The organism is Pseudomonas sp. NMS19W, assembly GCF_051554255.1.
GTDB lineage: Bacteria > Pseudomonadota > Gammaproteobacteria > Pseudomonadales > Pseudomonadaceae > Aquipseudomonas > Aquipseudomonas kribbensis.
Genome location: NZ_CP136718.1, coordinates 5,714,775 through 5,739,740, shown reverse-complemented (window position 1 = coordinate 5,739,740; position 24,966 = coordinate 5,714,775). Strand labels below are relative to the sequence as shown.

Below are 24,966 nucleotides of genomic sequence, written 5' to 3'. Positions count from 1 at the left end.
GCCGGCTTGCCTATACTTGCTTTTCTATAACAAAAGTCATGACAAGAGGGCTGCGCCATGGATCACCTCGTACTCACCGTCTTCGCGCCGGACAAGCCCGGGCAGGTCGAGCGCATCGCCCAATGCATCGCCGAGCACGGCGGCAACTGGCTGGAAAGCCGCATGTCGCGAATGGCCGGGCAGTTCGCCGGGATTCTGCGAGTCGGTGTGCCGGCGGAGGCTTACGACGAATTAGTCGATGCCTTACAAGCGCTGTCGGCGCAGGGCATTCGCGTGCTGGTGGCCGAAAGCGGCATCGAGCAGGCCTGCACCTGGAAGCCGATTGCCATGGAACTGGTGGGTAATGATCGTCCGGGCATCGTGCGCGACATCACCCGGCTGCTGAGCGAGCAGGGTGTGAACCTCGAACGGCTGGTGACCGAGGTGCGCCCGGCGCCGATGAGCAGCGAGCCGCTGTTCCACGCCGAAGCCATTCTGGCGGTGCCACTGACCTTGTCGCTGGATGTGCTGCAATCGCGCCTGGAAACCCTGGCCGATGACTTGATGGTGGAGTTGGTGCTGCGTACCGACTTGTGAGGACGGATCGGGTTATCCAGTTTAAACGTGCACCTGCCTGTGGATAACCTGTAGAGACTACCTTCCAGGCCACGTCCGCCGTGGCTTTGCGTGGGTTGATCAAAAAACCGCCAGCATTCAGTGACTTGCGCACAAACGGCGGGGATCACGCTGTGGATAACCTTGGGAAGGAACGATACAGGCCACGAGAACCGTGGCCTGTGGAGGTTTGTGCGTTTTTTGATCAGCTGCGCCGACGCAGACTTATCCACGCATCGACGCTGTACACCGCCAGACCGGCCCAGATAAACATGAAGGCGATCAGCGTGCTGGACGACAAATGCTCGCCGAACAGCAGCACGGCTTGCAGCAGCACCAGCGTTGGTGCCAGGTATTGCAGGAAACCGAGGGTGGTGTAAGGCAGATGCCGCGCGGCGGCGTTGAAGCACACCAGCGGCACCAGCGTCACCGGACCGGCCGCCACCAGCCACCAGGCTTCGGAGGTGGTCCAGAACGCGGCCTGTGCGCTGGTGGCGGTCGGATTGAACAGCAACCACGCGAGAGCGATCGGCACCAGCATCCAGGTTTCCACCACCAGCCCCGGCAACGCCTTGACCGGCGCCTGCTTGCGGATCAGCCCGTAGAAACCGAAGGTCAGTGCCAGCACCAGCGACACCCACGGCAGGCTACCGACCTGCCATACCTGCTGTGCAACGCCGACCGCTGCCAGACCGACCGCCAGCCACTGCATGCGGCGCAGGCGTTCGCCAAGGATCAGCATGCCCAGCAGCACATTCACCAACGGGTTGATGTAGTAACCGAGGCTCGCTTCCAGCATCCGCCCGTTGTTCACCGACCAGACGTAAGTCAGCCAGTTGGCCGCGATCAAGGTGCCGCTCAGCGCAAGAATCGCCAGGCGTTTCGGGTTGTCGCGCAGCTCCTGCCACCAGCCCGGATGCTTCCAGACCAGCAACAGCAGCCCGCCGAACAGTGCCGACCACAGCACCCGGTGGATGATGATCTCCACCGCCGGGACTTCGGCGATGGCTTTGAAGTAGAGCGGGAACAGTCCCCAGATGATGTAGGCACTCAGGCCCAGAATGTACCCGCGACGCGGGTTGGCGGCTTGCATGCAGAGTCCTTGCTTAGGCAGCTAACAAAGCAGCGATTGTACGGGCAGTTGTATAGACGTGTCGTGTCAGAAAAGCTTCAGCGGCTCTTCATTCAACGCCGACAGTTGCTCACGCAACGCCAGCACCTGATCGCCCCAATACCGTTCGCTGCCGAACCACGGAAAACTGCGAGGAAACGCCGGATCATCCCAGCGTCGCGCCAGCCAGGCGCTGTAGTGCATCAGGCGCAGGGCACGCAGCGGTTCAATCAGCGCCAGCTCCCGCGGGTCGAAATCGTGGAATTCGTTGTAGCCGTCCATCAATTCCGACAGCTGCCCGAGACAATCCTGACGGTCGCCGGCGAGCATCATCCAGATGTCCTGCACCGCCGGGCCCATGCGGCAGTCGTCGAGGTCGACGATGTGGAACATCTCGTCGCGGCACATCATGTTGCCGGGGTGGCAGTCGCCGTGCATGCGGATGTTCCGGTGCGGCGTGGCGGCATAGACATCTTCTACACGCTTGAGCAGGTCGCGGGCGACGGACTCGTAGGCCGGCAGCAGGCTTTTCGGAATGAAGTTGCCATCCAGCAAAGTGGTCAGCGACGCATGGCCGAAGTTCTGCACGGCCAGTGCTTCGCGGTGTTCGAACGGCTTGGTTTCGCCGACCGCGTGCATGCGCCCGAGCAACTGACCGAGGCGATACAACTGATCGAGATTGCCCGGCTCCGGCGCCCGACCACCGCGACGGGGGAACAGGGTGAAACGGAAACCGGCGTGTTCGTGCAGGGTCTGGCCGTTGTGGACCAGTGGCGCCACCACCGGGATCTCGACGTCGGCCAGTTCGAAGGTGAACTGGTGTTCTTCGAGAATCGCTTCGTTGGTCCAGCGCTGCGGGCGATAGAACTTGGCGATCAGCGGTTCGGAGTCTTCGATGCCGACCTGATAGACGCGGTTTTCGTAACTGTTGAGCGCCAGAATGCGCGCGTCGCTCAGAAAACCAATGCTTTCAACGGCATCAAGCACGAGGTCTGGGGTGAGGGTTTCAAACGGGTGGGCCATGCTGACTCCTGCGCGCGGCAGGCTGCCGCGTCCGGCCCAGCATGGTAGCGCAGACGGGCTGTCTTGAGTGGGATCGTTCCCGTGCAGGACACGGGAACGATCAGAGCGTTGCGGCATCAGGCGCCGACGATCCCGCCATCCTCACGGGTAATCGCCATCACCGAAGAGCGCGGCTTGCCGTTCGGCAAATGCTCGGGGAAGGTCGAGCCGCCGTTCTCGCCCGGATGCTGAATCCCGACAAACAGGGTTTTCTGGTCCGGCGAGAAACTGATCCCGGTGACTTCGCAACCGATCGGCCCGACCATGAACCGGCGAATCTCGCCGGTCTTCGGATCGGCGCAGAGCATCTGGTTGTTGCCCATCCCGGCAAAGTCCCCGGCGTTGCTCGAATCACCGTCGGTGAGAATCCATAGTCGGCCAGCCTTGTCGAAACCGAGGCCGTCCGGGCTGTTGAACATGTTCTGCGGGGTGATGTTCGACGAGCCGCCCTTCGGCGTGCCGGCGTGCACGCTCGGGTTGCCGGCCACCACGAACAGATCCCAGCCGAAAGTCTTCGAACCGTGATCGTCGCGGTCGGTACGCCAGCGCAGAATCTGCCCGTAGACGTTCTTTTCGCGCGGGTTCGGCCCGCCCACCGGTTGGCCGTCTTCGCCGCGCTTGGCGTTGTTGGTCAGGGTGCAATAGACCTGGCCGTCCTTCGGGCTGACTACGATCCACTCCGGGCGGTCCATGCGCGTGGCGCCGACCACACTGGCGGCGAGACGCGCGTGAATCAGCACTTCAGCCTGATCGGCAAAACCGCTGCTGGCGTCGATGCCGTTTTTGCCGTGGGTCAGTTCGATCCACTGGCCCTGGCCTTTCGGGTGATCGGGGTTGCCGTCGCCGGCGTCGAACTTCGCCACGTACAGGGTGCCGTGGTCGAGGATGTCGCGGTTGGCTTTGGCGTTGCGGTGATTGATGCGGTCGCGGCTGACGAACTTGTAGATGAACTCGCCGCGTTCGTCGTCGCCCATGTACACCACGGCGCGACCGTCGTCGGTCTCGGCCAGGGCAGCGTTTTCATGTTTGAAGCGACCGAGGGCGGTGCGTTTGACCGGCGTCGATTGCGGATCGAACGGGTCGATTTCCACCACCCAGCCGTGACGGTTCAGCTCGTTCGGGTTCTTCGCCATGTCGAAGCGCGGATCGAACGGATGCCAGTTGATCTCGCGGCTGGCGGCTGTCACGCCATAGCGTTTTTGCGCCGGGTCGAACTGCTGCTGGGCGTTGCTGCTGCCGAAGCAGTCGGTGAAGTTCTCTTCGCAGGTCAGGTAAGTGCCCCACGGGGTTTTGCCGTTGGCGCAGTTCTGGAAGGTGCCGAGGACTTTCTTGCCGTGCTTGTCGGCGCTGGTTTTCATCAGCTCGTGGCCGGCCGCCGGACCGCTGATGCGCAGCGGCGAGTTGCCGTGGATGCGGCGGTTGTAGCGTGAACCCTGAACGAACTGCCACTGGCCGTTCTTGCGCGCCACTTCGATCACCGACACACCCTCGCAGGCCAGGGCCTTGCGCACGTCTTCCGCCGACTGCGGCAGTCCGCCGTGGGGGTAGAGGTAGCGGTAGTTGGTGTATTCGTTGTTGATCGCCATCAGCGCGCGATTCTTGTCGTCCGGGAAGGCGAACAGGCTCATGCCGTCGTTGTTGTCACCGAACTGCACTTCCTGTGCGGCTGCGGTGCCGTTGCCGCTCGGGTCGAAGGCCGGACCGTTCTTGTGCAGGGGCTGGCCCCAGCTGATCAGCACCGACGATTTGTAGCCCTTGGGCAGGCTGATGACGTCGGTGGTGGCAGCCGGAATGCTGTCGAAGCCGAGCAGGCGGCTGTTGCCGGCGCTGACACCGGTGGCCAGCGCGCTGCGGCTCAACAGGCTGCCACCGAGGAACATCGCCGCGCCGCACAGTGCGCCGGCACCGATGAAACCACGACGGCTCATGCCGACCATTTTTTCCAGGTCAGTGGATTGGTTTTCTTCTAATAGGCTCACATCAGGCTCCCTGCTTGGTTTTGGCAGCCACCTTAATGAGAGGCGATGAAGCTTTTGTTGCAGGGATCCGGGCTAGAGCGGTGTGCCGATCAGCACATTGGACGGCGAGAACTGCACTTGTACCGGCTGGTCGACGTTCAGTTTGTGGGTGCGCAGGTGCAGCGGCTCAGCCAGGGCGCAGAGTGTCTGGCCATTGGGCAGGGCGATGCGCACTTCGCTGGGGCCGTCCTCGGCGTCGAGAATCGCTTCGAGGGTGCCCTTGAGAAGATTGTGACCAGATGTTGCGGCCTGCCCGTTGCCCAACAATTCAAGCCAGCCAGCCTTGATCAGTGCCACCACTTCGGTGCCCGGTTGCAGCTCCAGATGCACGGTGCTGTCGTGGGTGATTTGCGCATCGATGCACAGGCCTTCGGCAAGCTCGAGGCGGATCAGGTCATTGCGGCCCTGATGCTCGATGCTCACGACCTTGCCGTGCAATTGGTTGCGGGCGCTGGTCCGGAGCATCAAGCGACCGAGCAGATCCAGATCGCTGGCGTCTTCGGCGGCTTCCAGCACCTGGGCCTGCAAGGCTTGTAGCTTCTGATAAAGACGCAGCACCCGTTCGCCTTCGCTGGACAGTTTCGCGCCACCGCCGCCCTTGCCGCCGACAGCCCGTTCGACCAAGGGTTTCTGCGCCAGATTGTTCAACTCATCGATGGCATCCCACGCCGCCTTGTAACTCAGGCCCGCGCTTTTCGCGGCGCGGGTGATCGAGCCCTGTTCGGCGATGTGTTGCAGCAGGGCGATGCGCTGCGGGCGGCGGACGATGTGCTGGGACAACAGGGAAGGCAAGGACATGTCGGGTGCTTTGTGCTGGGTTGATGGAGGAGGAAGTTGGCCGCTTGGCGCGTGCGAGTCAAGCCGCGTCGCCAGGTTTCGGTGTTCGGGCCAGGCAGTAGACGTCGACCCGCATGGCGCCGGCGTCTACCAGCAGCCGGGACAGCGCCTGGGCGGTGGCACCGGTGGTCAACACATCATCGACCAAGGCCAGATGCCGACCTTGTACATGAGCGTCTGGCAAAAGATCGAAGGCATTGTGCAGATTGCGTTTGCGCGCCTTGGCGTCGAGTGCCTGCTGGGCACTGGTGTCCTGAATACGGCGCAGGGCATTTTCTTCACAGGGCAGATCCAGTTGCTTGCCGAGCCATTGCGCAAGCATGGCTGCCTGATTGAATCCGCGCTGCCGCAGGCGCTTGTTCGCCAATGGCACCGGCAACAGGGCGTCCGGGCGTGGCAGGCCCTCGTCGAAGCGATGTTGCAGGCATTGCCCGAGAACCTCGCCCAACAGCCGGCCAAACGGCCATTTTGCGTTGTGCTTGAACCGGGTGATCAGGCTGTCCACCGGGAAGCCGTAGGACCAGGGAACCACCACCTGTTCGAAGGCGGGCGGATCCTTCAGGCAATCACCGCATGTCAGGCCTGCTGCGGGCAGCGGCAATGCGCAGGTCATGCATTGATCGCCAAGCCAGGGCAGATCGGTTTCGCAGGCTACGCAGAGGGAGGTTTCGGTTTCCGCCGGCTCATCGCAAATCAAACAGTGTTGGTTGTTATTTAACCAGATGTAAACCGGTCTATCTTGATGTGGTTGACAGTGCATGACTCTTCCTTAAATATGCCGAACATCCGTGTCGTGCCTGTGGGTATTCCGTTTCCCCAGGCGCAAGCCAAGCATAACCAAGGAATCGCCCATGAGCGCCAGCACCACTGCCACCCTGCGTCACGACTGGACTTTGGCCGAAGTCAAAGCACTCTTCGTTCAGCCTTTCAACGACTTGCTGTTCCAGGCGCAGACGGTGCACCGCGCGCATTTCGACGCCAACCGCGTCCAGGTTTCCACCCTGCTGTCGATCAAGACCGGCGCCTGCCCGGAAGATTGCAAATACTGTCCGCAGTCCGGTCACTACAACACCGGCCTGGAAAAAGAAAAGCTGATGGAAGTGCAGAAAGTCCTCGAAGAGGCTGCTCGCGCCAAAGCCATCGGTTCGACCCGTTTCTGCATGGGGGCGGCGTGGAAACATCCGTCGGCCAAGGACATGCCCTACGTCTTGAAGATGGTCGAAGGCGTGAAAGCCATGGGCCTGGAAACCTGCATGACCCTCGGTCGTCTCGATCAGGATCAAACCGAGGCGCTGGCCAAGGCCGGCCTCGACTACTACAACCACAACCTCGACACCTCGCCGGAGTTCTACGGCAGCATCATCACCACCCGCACCTACAGCGAGCGTCTGCAGACCCTGGCATACGTGCGTGATGCCGGGATGAAAATCTGCTCCGGCGGCATCCTCGGCATGGGCGAGTCCCTCGATGACCGCGCGAACCTGCTGATCCAGCTGGCCAACCTGCCGGAGCATCCGGAATCCGTGCCGATCAACATGCTGGTGAAAGTCGCCGGCACGCCGCTGGAGAATGCTGACGACGTCGATCCGTTCGACTTCATCCGCATGCTCGCCGTGGCGCGCATCCTCATGCCGCAGTCCCACGTGCGCCTGTCCGCCGGTCGCGAGGCGATGAACGAGCAGATGCAGGCCCTGGCGTTCTTCGCCGGCGCCAACTCGATTTTCTACGGCGACAAACTGCTGACCACCGCCAACCCGCAGGCCGACAAGGACATGCAACTGTTTGCGCGTCTGGGCATTCAGCCGGAAGCCCGCGAAGAGCATGCCGACGAAGTGCATCAGGCTGCCATCGAGCAGGCGCTGGTGGAGCAGAAGAGCAGCGAGCAGTTCTACAACGCCGCTGTCTGACTGCCCGTTCTTCTCAGGTGCTGCCTCGGGCAGCGCCTGCTGATTCATTTGCCACACGTGAGGCTTGCATGTCTTTCGATCTCGCCGCACGCCTTGCTGCCCGTCGTGCCGAAAATCTCTATCGCCAGCGACCGCTGCTTGAAAGCCCACAAGGGCCGGAAGTGGTGGTCGACGGTCAGCCGTTGCTGGCGTTCTGCAACAACGATTACCTGGGCCTGGCCAATCATCCGCAAGTGATCGAAGCCTGGCGTGCCGGTGCTTCGAAGTGGGGCGTTGGCGGCGGTGCTTCGCATCTGGTGATCGGCCACAGCGGCCCGCATCATGAGTTGGAGGAAGCCCTGGCCGACCTTACCGGACGGCCACGTGCGCTGTTGTTCACCACCGGCTACATGGCCAACCTCGGCGCGGTCACGGCGCTGGTCGGGCAGGGCGATACGGTGCTGGAAGACCGGCTCAATCATGCGTCGTTGCTGGATGCCGGATTGTTGTCCGGCGCGCGCTTCAATCGCTATCTGCACAACGACGCCGACAGCCTGGCCAAGCGTCTGGAGAAAGCCACCGGCAATACGCTGGTGGTCACCGACGGCGTGTTCAGCATGGACGGCGATCTCGCCGACCTGCCGGCGCTGGCCGAGAGGCCAAGGCCAAAGGCGCTTGGTTGATGGTCGATGACGCCCACGGTTTCGGTCCGCTGGGAGCGAACGGTGGCGGGATCGTCGAGCATTTCGGTTTGAGCCAGGAGGACGTGCCGGTGCTGGTCGGCACCCTCGGCAAAGCGTTCGGCACGGCGGGTGCGTTTGTCGCCGGCAGTGAAGAGTTGATCGAAAGCCTGATCCAGTTCGCCCGCCCGTACATCTACACCACCAGCCAGCCGCCGGCGCTGGCCTGCGCGACGCTGAAAAGTCTGGAGTTGCTGCGCAGCGAACACTGGCGCCGCGAGCATCTGCAGACGTTGATCCGCCAGTTACGCCGTGGCGCCGAACAGATCGGACTGGAGCTGATGGACAGCTTCACGCCGATCCAGCCGATCATGGTTGGCGATGCCGGCCGCGCCGTGCGTTTGTCGCAGATGCTGCGCGAGCGCGGGCTGATGGTCACCGCGATCCGTCCGCCGACCGTGCCTGCCGGCAGTGCGCGGCTGCGGGTCACCTTGACCGCCGCCCACAGTGAGGCGCAGGTGCAACTATTGTTAGAAGGACTGGCCGATTGCTTTGCCCAACTCAAGTCGGAGCCAAGCCATGCGTGATCGACTGATTCTGCTCCCCGGCTGGGGCCTCGGAGTTTCTCCGTTGGAGCCGTTGGCGGCGGCGCTGCGTGGGCTCGACGAACACCTGACGGTGGAAATCGAACCGTTGCCGGAGCTGGAGTCCAGCGATCCCGCAGACTGGCTCGACGAACTCGATGAGCGCATTCCCCAGGACGTCTGGCTCGGCGGCTGGTCGCTGGGCGGCATGCTGGCTTCTGAACTCGCGGCGCGGCGTGGTGAACATTGCTGCGGCTTGCTGACGCTGGCGAGCAATCCTTCTTTTGTTGCCCATGAGCAATGGCCGAGCGCGATGCCGGCGGAAACCTTCGATGCATTTCTGGCCGGTTGCAGTGCTGACCCGCGCCAGACCCTCAAACGTTTTTCTCTGCTGTGTGCTCAAGGTGCGCAAGACCCGCGCGGCGTGTCGCGGCTGTTGCTCGGCGGCGCGCCGAACGCTTCGCCGGCGGCGCTGATGGCGGGTCTGGAGTTGCTGGCGCAGATCGATACGCGCAATGCCTTGCAGGTGTTTCGAGGTCCGCAATTGCATCTGTTTGCCGGGCTGGACGGGCTGGTGCCGGCGGAAGCCGCGGGCGAGTTGTTCGCTTTGCTGGCAGATGTCGAGGTCGGGCTGATCGAGCAGGCCAGTCATGGGTTTCTTCTGGAAGACCCCCACGGTGTGGCCGGTGCGATCCAGGCGTTTTTAAGTGAGTGTGGTGATGACTGATTTGTCTCTTGCTGCGCTGCCCGGCGGCTTGCCTGACAAGCGCCAGGTAGCGGCTTCCTTTTCCCGTGCAGCGGCCAGCTACGACAGTGTCGCCGAGTTACAGCGTGATGTGGGCACGCAGTTGCTGAATCGTCTGCCGATGGATTTTCTGCCGCCGCGCTGGCTGGATCTCGGCTGTGGCACCGGTTATTTCACAAGAGCGCTGGCCGAACGTTTTGCAGGAAACGAAGGGCTGGCGCTGGACATCGCCGAGGGCATGCTCAATCACGCCCGGCCATTGGGTGGTGCAACACACTTTATTGCCGGCGATGCCGAACGCTTGCCGTTGCAGGACTCGACCTGCGATCTGATCTTTTCCAGCCTCGCCGTGCAGTGGTGCGCAGACTTTGAGGCGGTGCTCGGCGAAGCCTTCCGGGTGCTGAAACCGGGGGGATTTTCGCGTTTGCTAGTCTTTGTGTAGGGACGCTGTACGAACTGCGCGACAGCTGGCGTCAGGTCGATGGTCTGGTGCATGTCAACCGCTTCCGCGAGTTCGCCCGGTACGAGCAATTGTGTGCGGCCAGTGGTTTGCGCAGTGTTTGTCTGGAGAACCGGCCGCATGTGCTGCATTACCCGGATGTGCGCAGCCTGACCCATGAACTCAAGGCGCTGGGCGCGCATAACCTGAACCCCGGTCGACCGGGTGGATTGACCGGTCGGGCACGGATTCTGGGGTTGGTCGAAGCCTACGAGCAGTTCCGTCAGCAACAAGGCCTGCCGGCGACTTATCAGGTGGTCTACGCCGTGTTGGAGAAACCCTTATGAGCGCAGCCTATTTCATCACCGGAACCGACACTGACGTCGGCAAGACCACCGTTGCTGCCGGATTGCTGCATGCCGCCAGATCGGCTGGGTTGAGTACGGCGGCGGGTAAACCGGTGGCGTCCGGTTGTGTCGTAACGCCCAAAGGCCTGCGCAATTCCGATGCCCTGGCGTTGCAGGCCGAGTGTTCTTTGCCGCTGACTTATCAACAGGTCAATCCGGTGGCGTTCGAGCCGGCGATCGCGCCGCATCTGGCGGCACGAGAGGCCGGTGTGGCGCTGACCGTGCAATCGCTGCTGGGGCCGATGCGCGAGATTCTGGCCATGAACGCCGACTTCACGTTGATTGAAGGCGCGGGTGGCTGGCGGGTGCCGTTGGCGGATCAGGACAATCTGTCGGACCTGGCGATAGCGTTGCAGCTGCCGGTGATTCTGGTGGTGGGTGTGCGTCTCGGGTGTATCAGCCATGCTTTGCTGACGGCCGAGGCGATTGCCCGAGACGGACTGCAACTGGCGGGATGGGTGGCGAACATCATTGATCCGAAGACCTCGCGGCTGGAAGAAAACCTCGCGACCCTGGCCGAGCGCATTCCGGCGCCGTGTCTGGGACGAGTGCCGAAACTCAAGGCCGTCAGCGCCGAGACGGTTGCCGAGCATTTGCAACTCGATCTGCTCGACTGATTTTGGCTATGACAAGGCACTGTGCCATTAGTGTTTTTGACGGGTGTTTTTCTGACGCCTCTGGTTCAATGACAGCCATTGATCCTTCCCAAGGATGAGAGCTCCCATGGAAATCTCCGGTAGCACAGCTTTTTATGCAGGTCTGAGCACCATTCAGACCGGGCAGAACCGCGTCGATCAGGCCGCCAGCCAGATCGCCAACAACACCATCGAGCGCTCGGTCACCAGCCAGTCTTCCGAGGCCCAGATCGATCGCCTGCGCGGTATCGATCGTAGCCAGCAAATGGATCCGGGCAGCGCCATGGCCGAGATGGCCCAGGGCAAGTTTCAAGTGGAACTGGGCACGAAAGTCGCCAAGGCATCCGATGAAATGCTCGGTACGATTATCGATACGTTCGCCTGATTTTCTGATCTACGCTTTGCCAGACGCCGCGACTGTTCGCGGCGTTTTTCGTTGTAAGTCCTTCTCCCTCAACTAATCTTTTTTCAGTGCGCATGGCTCGTTCGGGCGCATGGCGCGGTGCTGTGTCCGGCGTTCTGAAAATGTGATGACGAATGGCAAAAGAACGACGCTTGACAAGATTTCGGCGTAAACGTATGTTTCAAACAACTGTTTGACCGTCACAACAAATCAATGCGGTCGTTCATTCCCGGTTACATCAGCAGAGGTTTATCGCTATGCCTGACTACAAGGCCCCCTTGCGTGATATTCGCTTCGTTCGTGACGAACTGCTTGGCTACGAAGCGCACTATCAGAGCCTTCCAGCGTGCGCAGAGGCAACGCCGGACATGGTTGACGCCATTCTCGAAGAGGGCGCCAAGTTTTGTGAGCAGGTGCTGGCACCGCTGAACCGCGTGGGCGACATCGAAGGTTGCACCTGGAGCGAGTCCGGCGTGAAAACCCCGACCGGCTTTAAAGAGGCCTACAAGCAATTCGTGGAAGGCGGCTGGCCAAGCCTGGCCCATGATGTCGAGCACGGCGGTCAAGGCCTGCCTGAATCGCTGGGTCTGGCTGTAAGCGAAATGGTCGGTGAAGCCAACTGGTCGTGGGGCATGTACCCGGGCCTGTCGCATGGCGCGATGAACACCATTTCCGAGCACGGCACCCCAGAGCAGCAGGAAGCCTATCTGACCAAACTGGTCTCCGGTGAATGGACCGGCACCATGTGCCTGACCGAGCCGCACTGCGGCACCGACCTGGGCATGCTGCGCACCAAGGCCGAACCTCAGGCCGACGGTTCCTACAAAGTCTCCGGCACCAAGATCTTCATCTCGGCCGGTGAACACGACATGGCCGACAACATCGTCCACATCGTACTGGCCCGCCTGCCGGATGCACCGGCCGGCACCAAAGGCATTTCTCTGTTCATCGTTCCGAAGTTCCTGCCGAACGCCGACGGCACCGTTGGCGCCCGCAACGCTGTGAGCTGCGGCTCGCTGGAACACAAGATGGGTATCCACGGCAACGCCACCTGCGTGATGAACTTCGACGGCGCGACCGGTTTCCTGATCGGCCCGGCGAACAAAGGCCTGAACTGCATGTTCACCTTCATGAACACCGCACGTCTGGGTACCGCGCTGCAAGGTCTGGCCCACGCCGAGATCGGCTTCCAGGGTGGCCTGAAGTACGCCCGTGACCGTCTGCAAATGCGCTCCCTGACTGGCCCGAAAGCGCCGGACAAAGCCGCTGACCCGATCATCGTGCACCCAGATGTACGCCGCATGCTGTTGACCATGAAGGCCTTCGCCGAAGGCAACCGTGCGATGGTGTACTTCACCGCCAAACAGGTCGACATCGTCAAATACGGCGTTGACGAAGAAGAGAAGAAGAAAGCCGACGCACTGCTGGCCTTCATGACTCCGATCGCCAAAGCGTTCATGACCGAAGTCGGTTTCGAATCCGCCAACCACGGCGTGCAGATCTACGGCGGCCACGGCTTCATCGCCGAGTGGGGCATGGAGCAGAACGTTCGCGACAGCCGCATCTCGATGCTGTACGAAGGCACCACCGGCATCCAGGCACTCGACCTGCTGGGCCGCAAAGTGCTGATGACTCAAGGCGAGGCTCTGAAAGGCTTCACCAAGATCGTCCACAAGTTCTGCCAGAGCAACGAAGGCAACGAAGCCGTCAAGGAATTCGTCGCGCCGTTGGCTGCACTGAACAAAGAGTGGGGCGAGCTGACCATGAAGGTCGGTATGGCCGCCATGAAAGATCGCGAAGAAGTCGGCGCGGCCTCCGTGGACTACCTGATGTACTCCGGTTACGCCTGCCTGGCCTACTTCTGGGCCGACATGGCGCGTCTGGCGGCTGAAAAACTGGCTGCCGGCACCAGCGACGAGGCGTTCTACACCGCCAAGCTGCAAACCGCGCGCTTCTACTTCCAGCGCATCCTGCCGCGTACCCGTACGCACGTGGCAACCATGCTGTCGGGTGCCAACAACCTGATGGACATGAAGGAAGAGAACTTCTCGCTGGGCTACTAAGTCTTAACGCGGTCGTTCTGAAAACCGCTGCTCCTTCGGGGGCAGCGGTTTTTTTGTGCCCGGATTTCCCCAATCCCGGGGCTGATTCCCCAGCATCGACGACGGCTTTGCTCAGCCGATCCCCTGCGCTTATTGATTCAAGATGTTTCCAGAAGAGTGGCCAATTAATTGCACTGCCCGAATTACCGGTGCTGACCAGAACTGCCTGCTCAAAGAAGCATGACGCCCCGGCACTTAACAACAGTCAGGGTGAAGCCTATGAACATCAGTCGACTCGCTCGTTTGACCTTCTGGTTACCCGTCGCGCTGTCAGTCCACAGCGCGTGGGCCGCCGACCCCGCCGAAGTCGATCCTCCCGTGCCGGAGGTGCCGTCGCTGCAGTCGTTGCGCGGGATGGTGCCGCCCGATCCGTCCGGGACCGAAGGCGGACGCAAGGTCGATCTGATGACCGACTACGTGCTCAACCGCTCTGCCGCCATCCTGTTGGGCAAAGCGTTGTTCTGGGACATGGAGATCGGCAGCGACGGCGCAACGGCGTGCGCCTCCTGCCACTACCATGCCGGCGTCGATCACCGCATCATCAACCAGATCAACCCCGGCCAGGCCAACACCAACGCCAACGTTGCCTCGATCTTCAACAAGCCGTTTGTGGCCTCCGACATTCCCGGTGACGTGGCGACCTACTCCACGCTGTCCGGAGGCAAAGGCGGGCCGAACTACACGCTGAAAAAAACCGACTTTCCGACTCATGTGCTGAGCAATCCGCTGGAGCGCAACTCACCGATCGTTTTCTCGACTGACGATGTGGTCGGTTCCCAAGGCGTGTTCGACGCCAACTTCGTCAAACCCAATCAGCCGCGGTTCGACAAATGCACCCAGCAGCCGGACGGCCTGTTTCAGGTCGGCGGCATCAACGTCCGGCGCAGCACCGGTCGCAACGCGCCATCGGTGATCAACGCCGCGTTCAACGTGCGCAACTTCTGGGACGGCCGGGCCAACAACGTGTTCAACGGGTTTTCGCCGTTTGGCAATCGCGACCCGGATGCGGGGATCTACGTGACCAGCGAACGCAGCACGGTCGCCACCAAAGTAAGGCTGGCGCTCAACGATGCGTCTGCCGCCTCGCAAGCTGTCGGCCCGCCCGGCAGCCCGGTGGAAATGTCCTGCGGTGGCCGTACCTTTGCCGACATCGGTCGCCGGATGCTCGACACCCTGATGCTCAAGCAGCAACGGATCTCGTCCAGCGATTCGGTGCTGGGGCCGGTGTCCGGTGCGCGGCGTCCGACCTATCGCGAACTGATCAAGAATGCCTTCCAGCCCCGGTTGTGGAACGCCACGCAAAACGTGTTGGTGGGCGGTGCGCCGTACACCCAGATGGAAGCCAATTTCCCGCTGTTCTTCGGCCTGGCGATCCAGATGTACGAAGCCACGCTGATCTCCGATCAGGCACCGATCGATGCTTACCTGCAAGGCGATCACACCGCCATGAACGCGCAACAGATCGAGGGCATGAACCTGTTTCTCGGCAAGGGCAAATGCGTCAATTGCCACGGCGGGCCGGAGCTGACCAACGCGGCCAGCCGCTTGCTGATGCACCCGCGTGAGCGCATCGAGCGGATGGTGATGGCTGACAATCTGACCACGCTCTACGACAACGGCTTCTACAACACCGGCGTCCGCCCGACTTCGGAAGATCTGGCCCTCGGTGGCGCGGATGCCTGGGGTAATCCGTGGTCGTTCACCCGCCAGTACAACACGGTGTTGCAGGGTGGAAAATCCGTCGATCCGCTGGATGTCGACGTGTGCACCTTCGAAGCGCCGCTGAGTGCAGCGATTCCGTGCGATGCCACGCTCAAGCCGAATGTCGGGTTCCGCGATTCAGTCGACGGCGCATTCAAGACCCCGACCCTGCGCAACATCGCCTTGACCGGCCCGTACTTCCACAACGGCAGTCGCGCCACGCTCAAGCAGGTGATGGAGTTCTACAACCGTGGCGGTGACCGGCGCGGCGATGATGCCAACAACACCAGCGGCTTCGAGCACCCGGCGGTGAATCAGCACAACACCTCCAACCTCGATCCGGACATGACGGCGCTGAACCTGACGCCCGAAGAAATCGACGCACTGGTGAAATTCATGGAGGTCGGCCTGACCGATCCGCGCGTCGCCTGGGAACGGGCACCTTTCGATCATCCGTCGCTGGTCATTCCGCAGGGCCACGTCGGTGATGAAAATGCCGTGACCCAGCGCCCGGCCAGTCCGAAAGTCACGACCCGTCAGGCAACGGATGCAGTGCTCAATCTCAAGCCTTACGGCGCCGAAGGTCGGCCCGCAGCGGAGGGCCCGTTGCAGCCGTTCTACAACGATCTCTGAGCAGAGATGATCGTCATGGCCATCACGCATGGTGGCCATGACGAAAGTTTCATGCCCGCCAAGGAAAAAACCTTGATTGAAGGCTCAGAAACCAGGGGATTCGGCCGTTATAGAGACAACCTGTGATCTGGATCACATTGTGTGTGCTTAACTGGCCACATTGCAGGCACAATGCCATCTCTTTGCCAAGACGGTCGGAGCTTTACCCTTGCCGCGTTCTTCCGCTGTACGTTTCAGTCATTTTTTACCTTCACTGCTGTTGTTGCTTGCGGGGTTGGCGGCTGCGTACGTCAAAGACCTCAACGTGTTCTTCACCTCGCTGTTCAACGTGTTGCCAACCCTGGTGCTGTTGCTCGGCGGATCGTATTGCGCGGTTTACCGACGCCAGCGCGAACTGTTTCTGATGGTCACGGTGTACATCGCCTACTTCCTGCTCGACACCCAGACCGACTATTACCGCGACAACGGCAAGGTGCGCGAAGACGCGGCGGTGGTGTTCCATCTGGTCTGCCTGCTGTTGCCGTTATTGTTCGGTCTGTTTGCGGCGTGGCAGGAGCGCACGCACCTGTTTCAGGACATGGTGGCGCGGTTTGCCGTGCTGCTGGCGTTTGGCAGTGTGGCGCTGGGGCTTGAGCAAAGTTATCCCCAGGCGTTGCTGATGTGGCTTTCGGAGATCCGCTGGCCGGCCCTGCACGGCGCTTGGATGAGCCTTATCCAGATGTCCTATCCGGTGTTCCTCTCGGCGTTCCTGTTGCTGGCCTGGCAGTACTGGCGCAACCCGCGTCCGCTGCACGCGGCGCAACTGGTGGGGTTGCTCGGGGTGTTCTGGATGCTGCCGAAAACCTTCATCCTGCCGTTCACCCTGAACATCATGTGCAGCCAGGTGATGCTGATGATCGCGGCGGCGGTGGCGCACGAGGCGTATCAAATGGCCTTCCGTGACGAGCTCACCGGTCTGCCGGGCCGTCGCGCACTGAACGAACGGATGCAGCGGCTGGGTCGCAACTATGTGCTGGCGATGAGCGACGTCGATCACTTCAAGAAATTCAACGACACTCATGGTCACGACGTGGGTGACCAGGTCCTGCGACTGGTCGCCAGCAAGCTGTCCAAAATCAGCGGCGGCGGTAGGGCCTATCGCTATGGCGGAGAGGAATTCGCCCTGGTGTTTGCAGGCAAGACCCTTGAAGAGTGCATGCCGCACCTGGAAGTCATCCGCGAGTCGATTGCGTCCTACAACATCCAGCTGCGCAATCAGGAAAACCGCCCGCAGGATGATCAACAGGGGCGTCAGCGACGGGGCGGCTCCGGTGCGTCCAGCGTATCGGTCACGGTCAGTATCGGTGTCGCCGAACGGGTCGAGCAGCGCACCCCGGAAGACGTGCTCAAGTCCGCCGACCAGGCGCTCTACGCCGCCAAGGGCGCGGGCCGCAACTGCGTGATGGCGTTCGGTCAGAACCGCCGTGGCGCAGTGCGTATGGACAGCGCCGCAGGTTGAGTGATGACGGCGCATTCAGCGTCTGGACAGTGATTGTGGGGCAGGGTGGCCGGCAGTAGGTTGAAACCATCTGCTGACGGAGAAGCCACCATGCCCGAGTACAAAGCTCCCCTGCGCGACATGCGCTTTCTGATCGACCACGTCTTTGACTTCCACACTCAGTACGCGGCCCTGGGCGCTCACGATGCCAGCCCGGACATGGTCAACGCGATCCTCGAGGAGGGCGCGAAGTTCTGTGAGAACGTTCTGGCACCGCTCAATCGCAGCGGCGACGAAGAAGGCTGCCATTTCGACAACGGTGTGGTGACAACACCTACAGGCTTCAAGCAAGCTTTCGCACAATACGTGGAAGGCGGCTGGCATGGTCTGGCGGCGGATCCGGCCTACGGCGGCCAGGGCCTGCCGAGTTCGCTGGGGCTGGTGATCAGCGAAATGGTTGCGTCCAGCAACACCTCCTGGGGCATGTACCCGGGCCTGACCCATGGCGCGATGTCGGCGATCCACGCCCACGGCACCGAGGAGCAGAAAAACACCTATCTGCGCAAACTCACCGCCGGGCAGTGGACCGGCACCATGTGCCTGACCGAAGCCCACTGCGGCACCGACCTGGGCATCATCAAGACCCGCGCCGTGCCCCGGGCCGACGGCAGTTATGCGGTCACCGGCAGCAAGATTTTCATCTCCGCCGGCGAGCACGACATGAGCGACAACATCATTCATCTAGTGCTGGCCAAACTGCCGGACGCCCCGGCGGGCACCAAAGGCATTTCGCTGTTTATCGTGCCGAAATTCCTCCCGGATGCAGCCGGCGAGGCAGGGGAGCGCAATGGTGTTTCCTGCGGCTCGATCGAACACAAGATGGGCATCAAGGCCTCGGCCACTTGCGTGCTGAACTTTGACGACGCCAAAGGCTTCCTGATCGGCGAGCCGAACAAAGGCCTCAACTGCATGTTCACCATGATGAACCACGCACGTCTCGGCACCGGGATGCAGGGTTTGTGTCTGGGCGAGGCGAGTTTCCAGGGGGCGATCAAATACGCCAACGACCGCTTGCAGATGCGCGCCCTGACCGGCGCCAAAGCTCCGGACAAACCGGCGGATCCGATCATCGTCCACCCGGACGTGCGGCGCATGCTGCTGACCATGAAAGCCTTCAACGAAGGCAATCGCGCGCTGACCTATTTCACTGCGCAGATGCTCGATGTCGCGCACCTGAGCCCGGACGCCGACGCGCGTCAGGAGGCCGAAGACCTGTTGGCGTTTCTGACCCCGATCTGCAAGGCGTTCATGACCGACACCGGGCTGGAGGTGACCAACCACGGCATGCAGGTGTTCGGTGGCCACGGTTTCATCCGTGAGTGGGGCATGGAGCAACTGGTTCGCGACTGCCGGATTGCACCGATCTACGAAGGCACCAACGGCATTCAGGCGCTGGATCTGCTGGGGCGCAAAGTCCTTGGCAGCCAGGGCAAGCTGCTGCGCAATTTCACCAAAATCGTCCACAAATTCTGTGCGGCGAATGCCGGGCATGCGCAGCTGGGCGAGTTTGTCGCGCAACTCGACGAACTTAATCGGCAGTGGGGCGAGCTGACCATGAAAGTCGGTATGGCCGCGATGAAGAATCCGGATGAAGTCGGCGCCGCGTCGGTGGATTACCTGATGTACAGCGGTTACATCGTCCTTGGCTATTTGTGGCTGCGTATGGCGCTGGTCGCCCAGGCGCAGCTGGAGTCGGGCGAGGGTGATGGCGATTTTTGCCAGGGCAAACTGGCGACGTGCGAGTTCTACTTCAAACGGTTGTTACCACGTACTGCGGCGCACCGCGCGGCGATCGAGGCGGGCAGCGATTGTCTGATGAAACTGCCGGCGCAATTGTTCTCGCTGTAACAAGCCACTGTTAAACAAAAGAGCCCGCTGATTGCGGGCTTCTTTTTGAGTACAAGGTGGTGACTAAAAATAACAAAACAGTCATGGCCTGACCCTATGTGTCGCAAAAGTTGTTGGGTTACACTCCAGCTCAACGAAATCACCCTTCCACGAATCACCTGTTTAGATCTTTGCGAGGTTTGCCATGGCTGACTACAAAGCGCCGCTGCGCGATATGCGCTTCGTCCTCAATGAAGTGTTCGAAGTCGCCAAACTCTGGGCCGAACTGCCGGCCCTGGCCGAGACCGTCGACGCGGAAACCGTTGAAGCCATTCTCGAAGAGGCCGGCAAGGTCACCAGCAAAAGCATCGCGCCCCTGAGCCGCGCGGCCGACGAAGAAGGCTGCCACTGGGCCGACGGTGCCGTCACCACGCCGGCCGGTTTCCCACAGGCCTATCAGACTTATGCCGAAGGCGGCTGGGTCGGTGTTGGCGGTGATCCGGAATACGGTGGCATGGGCATGCCCAAAGCCGTGTCGGCTCAGGTCGAGGAAATGGTCAACTCCGCCAGCCTGTCCTTCGGTCTGTACCCGATGCTGACCGCCGGCGCCTGCCTGTCGATCAACGCCCACGCCAGCGAAGAGCTGAAAGCCGCGTACCTGCCGAACATGTACGCCGGGATCTGGGCAGGTTCCATGTGCCTGACCGAGCCGCATGCCGGCACCGACCTGGGCATCATCCGCACCAAGGCCGAGCCGCAGGCCGACGGTTCCTACAAGGTCAGCGGCACCAAGATCTTTATCACCGGCGGTGAGCACGACCTGACCGAAAACATCATCCACCTGGTGCTGGCCAAACTGCCGGACGCACCGGCGGGGCCGAAAGGCATTTCGCTGTTCCTGGTGCCGAAGTTCATGGTCAATGCCGATGGCAGCCTGGGTGCGCGCAACCCGGCGAATTGCGGTTCGATCGAACACAAGATGGGCATCCAGGCTTCGGCCACTTGTGTGATGAACTTCGACGAAGCCGTGGGTTATCTGGTCGGCGAGCCGAACAAAGGCCTGGCCGCGATGTTCACCATGATGAACTACGAGCGTCTGGGTGTTGGTATCCAGGGCCTGGCCACCGGCGAGCGCTCGTACCAGAACGCCCTCGAATACGCCCGTGATCGTCTGCAAAGCCGTTCGCCGACCGGCGCGCAGAACAAGGACAAGGTGGCCGACCCGATCATCGTCCACCCGGACGTGCGTCGCATGCTGCTGACCATGAAAGCCTCGAACGAAGGCGGCCGTGCGTTCTCCACCTACGTGGCGATGCAGCTCGATACCGCCAAGTTCAGCGAAGACGCAGCGACCCGCAAGCGTGCGGAAGATCTGGTTGCCTTGCTGACGCCAGTGGCCAAGGCATTCCTGACCGATCTGGGTCTGGAAACCACGGTCCATGGCCAGCAGATCTTCGGCGGCCACGGCTACATCCGCGAGTGGGGCCAGGAGCAACTGGTGCGTGACGTGCGCATCACCCAGATTTACGAAGGCACCAACGGCATCCAGGCGCTGGACCTGGTAGGCCGCAAGATCGTCGGTAGCGGTGGCGCGTTCTACAAACTGTTCGCTGACGAGATCCGACATTTCACCGCCACTGCCAGTGCTGATCTGGGCGAGTTCACCAAGCCGCTGAATGAAGCCGTCGACAACCTCGACGAACTGACCTCGTGGCTGCTGGACCGGGCGAAAACCAACCCGAACGAAATCGGTGCAGCGTCGGTCGAGTATCTGCAAGCCTTCGGCTACACCGCTTACGCCTACATGTGGGCGTTGATGGCCAAGGCATCGCTGGGCAAAGAAGCGCAGGATGATTTCTACGCGAGCAAGCTCGGCACCGCGCGGTTCTATTTCGCCCGTCTGCTGCCGCGGATTCACTCGTTGAGCGCGTCGGTGAAGGCTGGCAGCGAGTCGCTGTTCCTGCTGGATGCTGCGCAGTTCTGATGATGTAACGTCATGTAAGCGATCTCTTACATGACGTGCTGCTGTTCTCCCATAGGCGCAGATTGGATCCAGAGCTAATCTACTTTCCATGGACGTCGCGCAGGAAGCGCAAAGCAACAACACGGACACGTAAGGATTCTGCCAGGGTGGCGGAGTGAAATGGATGTCAGGGAAACAGTCTGCAAAGCCCCGCTTCGGCGGGGTTTTCTTATGCCCGCAGAAAAGTTTTCAGCTCAGCGAATCCAGACCTGGCGCAGCTTTGAGCGGTTTTTCCTCGCGCTGCATCACTTCCTCCAGCAACGTTCCCAGCAAGGCCAACGACGCCTGCTGACGCTGCACATCGCGACACACCAGACCCACCTTCAGCGGTACCCGGGGTTCGCTGATCGGTTTCCACAGCAAGTCCTGATCGTCGTACTCCTTCTGTGAGCGCCCCGGCAATACCGTCGCCAGCCGTGTGTGCGGCAGGCTGTCGAGAATCCCCACCATGTTGTTCAGTTCTGCCTGTACTTGCGGACGGCGCCCGAGGCTGGCCAGTTGTGCCTGCCAGATCTGGCGGATCTGAAATTCCTCGCCCAGCAGCAACATGGGCAATTCTGCAGCCTGGCTCATCGAGACTTTCTTGAATTCGCGCAACGGATGATCTGCCGGGATGACCAGCGTCAGTTCATCTTCGTACAGCATCACACCGTGCAGACCCGGCTGGCGGGGCGGCAGATAGCTGATGCCGATGTCCAGCGAACCATTGAGCAGGCGCCGCTCGATCTCCAGTCCCGTCAGTTCATAAATCTGCACCACCAGATGGGGTTGGGCCTTGCGCACCCGCTCAAGCATTTGCGGCACCAGGCTGGTGTGCACGGTTTGCAGCACACCGATCGCCAGCGTACGCAGCGCCTGCCCCTTGAAGTTGCCCAGCGCCTCGCGCGCACGTTGCATGCCGTCGAGCAATGGCAGCGCGTGGTTGTACAGCGTGTGGGCGGCCAGGGTCGGCAGCAGGCGTTTGCTGCTGCGTTCGAACAGGGTGACGTCGAGGTTCTGTTCCAGATGGCGGATCTGCTGGGACAACGCGGGTTGAGAGATCGACAGGCGCTCGGCGGCACGCCCGACATGGCCTTCTTCGTAGACCGCGACGAAATAACGCAGTTGTTTGAAATCCATAAGTGATACTTATCGAAAATGCTGGGAAATCGAAATGGCTCGGCGCCTTGAAGAGGCCTAGTCTAACCGCATTCACAAGGCTTACAGGGCCGGAAAGCGCAATGACCAGCGTTTGCTTCGAAAGTGTTTATATAGGCAGTTCAAAAAACCTCAATCGAGGTTTTTTTCAATGAATCTGTTCAGCTTGCGGCGCCAGGCGCCGAGTCTCGATGACCTGGCTTTTGAAACCCATGAACCGGATGCCGCTGATGGCCTGAATGCCGAGCGCCTGATGCCCAGCGTCGAGCGACCGCAGCAGGTTTTCGTTCGCGGACAGGGCTCCTGGTTGTGGGACAGCAATGACCGCGCCTACCTGGACTTTTCCCAGGCCGGCGGCGCCAACAGCCTGGGCCACAGCCCTTCGGCGCTGGTCAAAGCCATTGCGGGTCAGGCCCAGGCGCTGATCAATCCCGGATTCAATCTGCACAACCGCGGCATGCTCAGCCTCGCCGAGCGTTTGTGTGCCAGCACTTCCAGCGATCAGGCGTATCTGCTCAACAGTGGCAGCGAAGCCTGTGAAGCCGCGATCAAACTGGCGCGCAAATGGGGCCAGCTGCATCGCGGCGGCGCCTCGCGGATCATTGTCGCCAGACAAGGCTGTCATGGACGTAGTCTGGCGACGATTTCGGCGTCGGACAGTTGCAACCTGCACAATCGCTTCGCACCGCTGCTGCCGGGCTTCGATCTGGTGCCGTTCAACGACCTGCCGGCGCTGCATGCCGCCGTCGATGCGCAGACCGTGGCGATCATGCTCGAACCGATCCAGAGCGATGCCGGTGTGATACCGGCGACCGAGCATTACCTCAAGGGTGTCGAACGCCTGTGTCGTGAACTGGGGATTCTGCTGATCCTCGACGAAGTTCAGACTGGCATCGGCCGCTGCGGCACCTTGCTCGCCGAACAATCCTACGGCGTACGCGCCGATATCGTCGTACTCGGCAAGGGCCTTGGCGGTGGCGTACCGCTGGCGGCGCTGCTGGCGCGAGGCAAGGCCTGCTGTTTCGACTTCGGCGAGCTGGGCGGTACGCATCACGGCAACGCCCTGATGACCGCCGCCGGCCTGGTGGTACTCGACAGCGTGCAGGACCGCTCCTTCCTCGAACAGATCCGGGAAACCGGCCAGCATCTGCGCGAAGGGCTCGCCCGTCTGGCCCATCGTTATGAACATGGCGAGTTGCGCGGGCAAGGGCTGTTCTGGGGACTGACCCTGTCGGAAGACTCCGCCGAGGCCGTGGTCAAAGCCGCGCTCCATGAAGGCTTGCTGCTCAACACTCCACAAGCCAACTGCCTGCGCTTCACACCGGCGCTCACCGTCAGCAAGGCCAACATCGACGAAATGCTCCTGCGCCTGGCCCGCGCCTTCTCCCGGGTACGCACGGCGCAACTGCAATGCCGAAAAGGGATTGCCGTCTGAGCTGAAGTTTCCCACCCGAATTCAAGAACCGTCTCGCGGTATAACGCACGCCCCACGCCTGATTCTTTTGGCGTGGGGCGTTTTTTTGTGGCCGGGTTTTGCGAGCGCGGTTTAGTGCTTGAGGATTGGCAACTGCGGTGTTTCTTTAGTGGGCCTCGGCAAGGATTGCCGATGCCAGTAGACCAAAATTGTCGAAAGACGGGCTTTGTAATCTATACCACTGAGTGGTATGTTTTTTTGGAAGGGATACCGATGTCGTTCAGGTTGTTCAAGACAAAAGGTTTTGCGATACAGGCCAGCAAAGCATGGATCACCGACGAAGAACTCCGCGAGGCTTTTGCCGAGATGCTTGATGGTCAAGCGGACAATCTGGGAGGCGGAGTCTGGAAGAAGCGCCTGAACGAAAACCGTCACCGGTCGATTGTTCTGGCCAAAGGCGGGCACTACTGGGTTTATCAGGTGCTGTTCGCCAAAAAGGATCGGAGCAACATCAGTTCTACGGAGCTGAAGGAACTGCGCAAACTGGCGAAAGCCTATGCGCAACTTACCGAAGAGCAGATTCAAGGCTTGTTGGTCATGAAGGCGTTTGTGGAGATAACTCATGAGTAAAAAATTCAAAAGTGACGTGTTTGAATCCGTTCACGAGTCGGCCAATGCCCTGCTTGCAGTCGGCGCGATCAGCAAGGCAACGATGCGTGAGTTTGATGAGTCGTGTCTTGCAGCGGTTCCCGATGCGATCCCGGCGGAACAGATCAAGGCACTGCGTGAGCGCAACAACGTCAGTCAGCCAGTGTTCGCTCGTTATTTGAACACCAGTGCGTCGACCGTCAAGCAATGGGAATCAGGAGACAAGCACCCAAGCGGCATGGCCTTGAAGCTGCTCAGTATCGTGCAGAAACACGGTCTGCAAATTCTGGCTTGAGTGCAATAGCACTGAACCCTGACAAACGGCACAGGTCGATTAGCTTGTATGGCTCAGTCGAGCCAGCCCCCAATCAGGAGCTGCCCCATGGACTTCATCCGCATCATCATCGCCATTATCTTGCCGCCGCTGGGTGTGTTTCTGCAGGTCGGGTTCGGCGGCGCGTTCTGGCTGAATATCCTGCTGACGCTGTGCGGTTACATCCCGGGGATCGTGCACGCGGTGTACATCATCGCCAAGCGCTGAGT

At 61.1% G+C, this 24,966-nt stretch carries 20 protein-coding genes and 2 pseudogenes; 16 read left to right on the top strand and 6 right to left on the bottom strand.

The window, feature by feature from the left end:
- Positions 1 to 57: 57 nt before the first annotated feature.
- Positions 58 to 576 carry a glycine cleavage system protein R gene (locus tag R1A29_RS26370; RefSeq protein ID WP_011336250.1) on the top strand — a complete coding sequence of 173 codons (519 nt, stop codon included), beginning with the start codon at positions 58 to 60 and terminating at the stop codon, positions 574 to 576.
- A 223-nt stretch (positions 577 to 799) separates the two neighbouring features.
- Here the strand turns inward: R1A29_RS26370 and rarD are convergent, their stop codons facing one another.
- From rarD to R1A29_RS26345, 5 genes are all read right to left on the bottom strand, one after another.
- Complete coding sequence (rarD, locus tag R1A29_RS26365; RefSeq protein ID WP_114885944.1) at positions 800 to 1,687, bottom strand: EamA family transporter RarD; 888 nt, start codon at positions 1,685 to 1,687, stop codon at positions 800 to 802.
- A gap of 66 nt (positions 1,688 to 1,753) precedes the next feature.
- Entirely contained in the window at positions 1,754 to 2,728 is a 975-nt protein-coding gene (locus R1A29_RS26360) for a serine/threonine protein kinase (protein WP_438299977.1), read from the bottom strand.
- 116 nt (positions 2,729 to 2,844) lie between these two features.
- Positions 2,845 to 4,746: a PhoX family protein gene (locus R1A29_RS26355; RefSeq protein ID WP_265813056.1), complete on the bottom strand. Its 1,902-nt coding sequence runs from the start codon at positions 4,744 to 4,746 to the stop codon at positions 2,845 to 2,847.
- A gap of 72 nt (positions 4,747 to 4,818) precedes the next feature.
- Entirely contained in the window at positions 4,819 to 5,583 is a 765-nt protein-coding gene (locus tag R1A29_RS26350; RefSeq protein ID WP_438299976.1) for a TOBE domain-containing protein, read from the bottom strand.
- Positions 5,584 to 5,641: 58 nt separating this feature from the next.
- Positions 5,642 to 6,382, bottom strand: a complete 741-nt coding sequence (locus tag R1A29_RS26345; RefSeq protein ID WP_438299975.1) for a ComF family protein — start codon at positions 6,380 to 6,382, stop codon at positions 5,642 to 5,644.
- A gap of 91 nt (positions 6,383 to 6,473) precedes the next feature.
- Here R1A29_RS26345 and bioB point away from each other — a divergent pair, with 91 nt between their 5' ends.
- The 11 genes and pseudogenes from bioB to R1A29_RS26290 all read left to right on the top strand — a co-directional run bounded on the left by bioB (position 6,474) and on the right by R1A29_RS26290 (position 21,185).
- Positions 6,474 to 7,529, top strand: a complete 1,056-nt coding sequence (bioB, locus tag R1A29_RS26340; protein WP_007959840.1) for a biotin synthase BioB — start codon at positions 6,474 to 6,476, stop codon at positions 7,527 to 7,529.
- Between the two features lie 68 nt (positions 7,530 to 7,597).
- Positions 7,598 to 8,775: pseudogene (bioF, locus tag R1A29_RS26335) on the top strand (8-amino-7-oxononanoate synthase).
- Positions 8,768 to 9,499 (top strand): alpha/beta fold hydrolase, encoded by a 732-nt coding sequence (locus R1A29_RS26330; protein WP_438299974.1) that lies wholly within the window; start codon positions 8,768 to 8,770, stop codon positions 9,497 to 9,499. Before bioF ends, R1A29_RS26330 begins: the two are co-directional and overlap by 8 nt.
- Positions 9,492 to 10,303: pseudogene (gene bioC / locus R1A29_RS26325) on the top strand (malonyl-ACP O-methyltransferase BioC). The gene R1A29_RS26330 and the pseudogene bioC overlap by 8 nt, the downstream one beginning before the upstream one ends.
- Positions 10,300 to 10,980: a dethiobiotin synthase gene (bioD, locus tag R1A29_RS26320; RefSeq protein ID WP_438299973.1), complete on the top strand. Its 681-nt coding sequence runs from the start codon at positions 10,300 to 10,302 to the stop codon at positions 10,978 to 10,980. Before bioC ends, bioD begins: the two are co-directional and overlap by 4 nt.
- A gap of 106 nt (positions 10,981 to 11,086) precedes the next feature.
- Positions 11,087 to 11,383 carry a pyrroloquinoline quinone biosynthesis protein PqqE gene (locus R1A29_RS26315; protein ID WP_438299972.1) on the top strand — a complete coding sequence of 99 codons (297 nt, stop codon included), beginning with the start codon at positions 11,087 to 11,089 and terminating at the stop codon, positions 11,381 to 11,383.
- A gap of 275 nt (positions 11,384 to 11,658) precedes the next feature.
- Entirely contained in the window at positions 11,659 to 13,464 is a 1,806-nt protein-coding gene (locus R1A29_RS26310; RefSeq protein WP_438299971.1) for a phenylacyl-CoA dehydrogenase, read from the top strand.
- A 258-nt stretch (positions 13,465 to 13,722) separates the two neighbouring features.
- Positions 13,723 to 15,837 (top strand): cytochrome-c peroxidase, encoded by a 2,115-nt coding sequence (locus R1A29_RS26305; protein WP_438299970.1) that lies wholly within the window; start codon positions 13,723 to 13,725, stop codon positions 15,835 to 15,837.
- Positions 15,838 to 16,045: 208 nt separating this feature from the next.
- Positions 16,046 to 17,335 carry a GGDEF domain-containing protein gene (locus R1A29_RS26300; protein WP_438299969.1) on the top strand — a complete coding sequence of 430 codons (1,290 nt, stop codon included), beginning with the start codon at positions 16,046 to 16,048 and terminating at the stop codon, positions 17,333 to 17,335.
- A 90-nt stretch (positions 17,336 to 17,425) separates the two neighbouring features.
- Complete coding sequence (locus R1A29_RS26295) at positions 17,426 to 19,222, top strand: acyl-CoA dehydrogenase C-terminal domain-containing protein (RefSeq protein WP_438299968.1); 1,797 nt, start codon at positions 17,426 to 17,428, stop codon at positions 19,220 to 19,222.
- 184 nt (positions 19,223 to 19,406) lie between these two features.
- Positions 19,407 to 21,185 carry an acyl-CoA dehydrogenase C-terminal domain-containing protein gene (locus R1A29_RS26290; RefSeq protein ID WP_438299967.1) on the top strand — a complete coding sequence of 593 codons (1,779 nt, stop codon included), beginning with the start codon at positions 19,407 to 19,409 and terminating at the stop codon, positions 21,183 to 21,185.
- Positions 21,186 to 21,413: 228 nt separating this feature from the next.
- On the opposite strand, the gene R1A29_RS26285 is transcribed toward R1A29_RS26290, so the two are convergent.
- On the bottom strand, positions 21,414 to 22,343 hold the full coding sequence (locus tag R1A29_RS26285; protein ID WP_438299966.1) for a LysR family transcriptional regulator: 930 nt from the start codon (positions 22,341 to 22,343) through the stop codon (positions 21,414 to 21,416).
- A gap of 169 nt (positions 22,344 to 22,512) precedes the next feature.
- Between R1A29_RS26285 and R1A29_RS26280 the strand changes: the two genes are divergently transcribed.
- The 4 genes from R1A29_RS26280 (at position 22,513) to R1A29_RS26265 (ending at position 24,964) form a co-directional block, all read left to right on the top strand.
- Positions 22,513 to 23,796, top strand: a complete 1,284-nt coding sequence (locus R1A29_RS26280) for an aspartate aminotransferase family protein (protein WP_438299965.1) — start codon at positions 22,513 to 22,515, stop codon at positions 23,794 to 23,796.
- Between the two features lie 252 nt (positions 23,797 to 24,048).
- Positions 24,049 to 24,405, top strand: coding sequence for a type II toxin-antitoxin system RelE/ParE family toxin (locus R1A29_RS26275; RefSeq protein ID WP_438302089.1), 357 nt, complete (start codon positions 24,049 to 24,051; stop codon positions 24,403 to 24,405).
- Positions 24,398 to 24,718: a helix-turn-helix domain-containing protein gene (locus tag R1A29_RS26270; protein ID WP_438299964.1), complete on the top strand. Its 321-nt coding sequence runs from the start codon at positions 24,398 to 24,400 to the stop codon at positions 24,716 to 24,718. Before R1A29_RS26275 ends, R1A29_RS26270 begins: the two co-directional genes overlap by 8 nt.
- A gap of 87 nt (positions 24,719 to 24,805) precedes the next feature.
- The gene (locus R1A29_RS26265; protein WP_065259115.1) at positions 24,806 to 24,964 is read left to right on the top strand and encodes a YqaE/Pmp3 family membrane protein; all 159 of its coding nucleotides are present in this window, start codon (positions 24,806 to 24,808) and stop codon (positions 24,962 to 24,964) included.
- Positions 24,965 to 24,966 lie beyond the last annotated feature (2 nt).